2 protein-coding genes and 1 pseudogene are annotated in these 2,594 nt (G+C 62.8%); 1 reads left to right on the forward strand and 2 read right to left on the reverse strand.

The annotated features are described in order from the left end of the window. The coding region (locus tag RDN59_RS11950; protein WP_308608026.1) for a YigZ family protein at positions 1 to 575 on the reverse strand (575 nt) is incomplete at its 3' end. Next, the gene (gene ilvA / locus RDN59_RS11955) at positions 575 to 1,858 is read right to left on the reverse strand and encodes a threonine ammonia-lyase IlvA (RefSeq protein ID WP_308608027.1); all 1,284 of its coding nucleotides are present in this window, start codon (positions 1,856 to 1,858) and stop codon (positions 575 to 577) included. The genes RDN59_RS11950 and ilvA, both read right to left, overlap by 1 nt. A gap of 176 nt (positions 1,859 to 2,034) precedes the next feature. On the opposite strand from ilvA, the pseudogene RDN59_RS11960 reads away from it, so the two are divergent. Beyond that, positions 2,035 to 2,594: pseudogene (locus tag RDN59_RS11960) on the forward strand (alkaline phosphatase); the annotation flags it as partial.

Below are 2,594 nucleotides of genomic sequence, written 5' to 3' on the forward strand. Positions count from 1 at the left end.
AGCGTCGCCGCGAGCTCCTCCTCGCCGCCGGGTTCCACAGACACGGTGAAGGTCACCGCCTGGCCGTAGGCTGTATCCACCATGTCGATACCACGGTTACGCAACTCCGCCTCCAGCCGCCCGGCCTCCGCGTGGGAGACCTCCACGGTGTAGAGCTCGCGCAAGGCACGCGTGACGGGCTCAACCTGCTCCATCGCCTCGCTGACGGCGCCGCCATAGGCGTGAACGAGCCCGCCTGCGCCCAGCTTGATGCCGCCGAAGTAGCGCACCACGACCGCACAAATATCGAGTAGGCCGGAGCCCTTCAGCACGTCGAGCATCGGCTTGCCCGCCGTGCCGGAGGGCTCGCCATCATCGGAGGAGCGCTCCACTGGATTCGAGCCGTCGACGTGGTAGATGTAAGCCGAGCAATGGTGGCGGGCGTCGGGGAAGCGGTCGCGGGCGGCGTCAATAAGCGCGCGTGCTTCCGCTTCGTTCGTGGCGCGGCCGATGAGGGTAATAAACCGCGAGCGTTTGATCTCAATCTCGTGCTCGACGATCTCACCGGCAACGGGGCGCTGATAGCTCTCCTGCATTATGCGACGAGGAAATCGTACTCGGGGGTGCCCGGCTTAAGCTGCTGGCAATTGAGTTTCGACTTCTCCATGCGCTCGAGTAGTCCGTCAATGCCTGCGGCACTCCCCAACTCGATGCCCACCAGCGCGGCGCCGGTCTCACGGTTGTTGCGCTTGAGGTACTCGAACAGCGTGATGTCGTCCTCTGGGCCAAGAACATCCTGGAGGAAGTGGCGCAACTGGCCGGGCTCCTGCGGGAAGTTCACCAGGAAGTAGTGCTTGAGTCCGCGGTGTACCAGGGAGCGCTCCATGATTTCGGCATAGCGCAGCACGTCATTGTTGCCGCCGGAAATCACGCACACCACCGTTGAGCCTGGCTGCAGGTTGAGAGTCCGCAGGCCGGTCACGCTCAGCGCGCCGGCGGGTTCGGCGATGATGCCCTCGTTTTGGTACAGCGCGAGCTGCTCCGTGCACACGGCGCCTTCCGAGACGGTGTCATGGTGCAGGCGGCCCTGATTAGCCTCCAAAATCTTGAAGGGAAGCTCACCGATGCGCTTGACGGCGGCACCATCGACGAAGGGATCGACGGTCTCCAGAGTTACCGGCTCACCGGCCGCAAACGCAGCGCTCAGCGACGCCGCCCCGGCCGGCTCAATGCCCACTACCGCGGTGCGCGGGGCCATGTCGGCGAGATAAGAGGTGATGCCGGAGATGAGTCCGCCGCCGCCCACGGGGACCACGACGGTATCCAAGGACTTGCCCATCGAGGACAGCTGGGACACGATTTCCGCGGCCACAGTTCCCTGACCGGTGACGGTATCGCGCGAATCGAAAGGCTCGATGAAAAAGGCGCCGCGCTCAGCGGCATCCGCGTGCGCGGCCGCAGCTGCCTCGTCGAAGTTAGCGCCGGTGACCACCAACTCCACGAAATCACCACCGTGAACCAGGATGCGGTCGCGTTTTTGCTTCGGGGTCGGTTCCGGCACGTAGATCTTGCCGTGGATTCCCATGGTGCGGCAGGCGTAGGCGACGCCCTGGGCGTGGTTTCCCGCTGAGGCGGTAACGATCCCCTGCGCGCGCTGCTCTTCGCTAAGGTTTGACATTCCGTAAATAGCCCCGCGGATCTTGTAGGAGCGCACATCCTGCAGGTCTTCGCGCTTCAGGTACACCTCATAGCCGGTTTCCTGGGACAGGCGCGGGCAGTACTGCAGCGGAGTCGGGGCAATCTCCGAGCTAATTCGCGATTGGGCCAATTGGATATCAGAGGCGTGGATAGGCTCGAAGTCTTGCGGGATGGTTGTCATGGTGGCTTATTTTAGCGCCCCGCTCTCCACGCGTCGCACATTACCTAGCATTCGACCGGTTCACCGAACGTTTACCCAGATCTCGCCTGGTCGCAACTTACTGTTCCCCAAAAGCACGAAGGCAAAACGTACGGTGGTGCGGAATCTTTTCGTCTCGCAACAAGGAGTCTTTTTGCATGTCTCGTTCTATCTCCCGCCGCTCCCTCACCCTGTGCGCTGCGACCGCCACGTGCCTTAGCCTGGCTGTGCCGACTTCCTCGGCTGCGATTGTAGAGAATGTCATCGAGCACTCTACTGCCGGCGCTAACCTCAAGGTCACCCCGATTGGCACCTATGAGTCTGGGGTCTACGAAGAGTCCGCCGCAGAGATCGTGGCCTTCCACCCGGCCTCCGAGCGCATTCTCACCGTCAACGCGCATGCGGGCCAGATTGATGTCCTCGATGCTTCAGATCCGACCGAGCTCACGCTCATCGGTTCCATTTCTGCTGGCGAGGGCAAGGAAATCAACTCCGTAGCCGTGCGCCCCGATGGCCTGGCTGTAGCCGCAGTCCAGCAGGCGGACAAGACCGAGGAGGGCGAGGCACTGTTCTTCAATGCCGCTGCCGAGGACCTCGCTACCGCCGAACTGGGTCGCGTGATGGTGGGAGCTTTGCCGGATAACGTCCATATCACCGCCGATGGTGGCTATGCGCTGCTGGCCAACGAGGGCGAGCCCTCGAACGAGCTCAACGCCGA

The sequence above is a fragment of the uncultured Corynebacterium sp. genome, from assembly GCF_902489365.1.
Taxonomy (GTDB): Bacteria; Actinomycetota; Actinomycetes; order Mycobacteriales; family Mycobacteriaceae; genus Corynebacterium.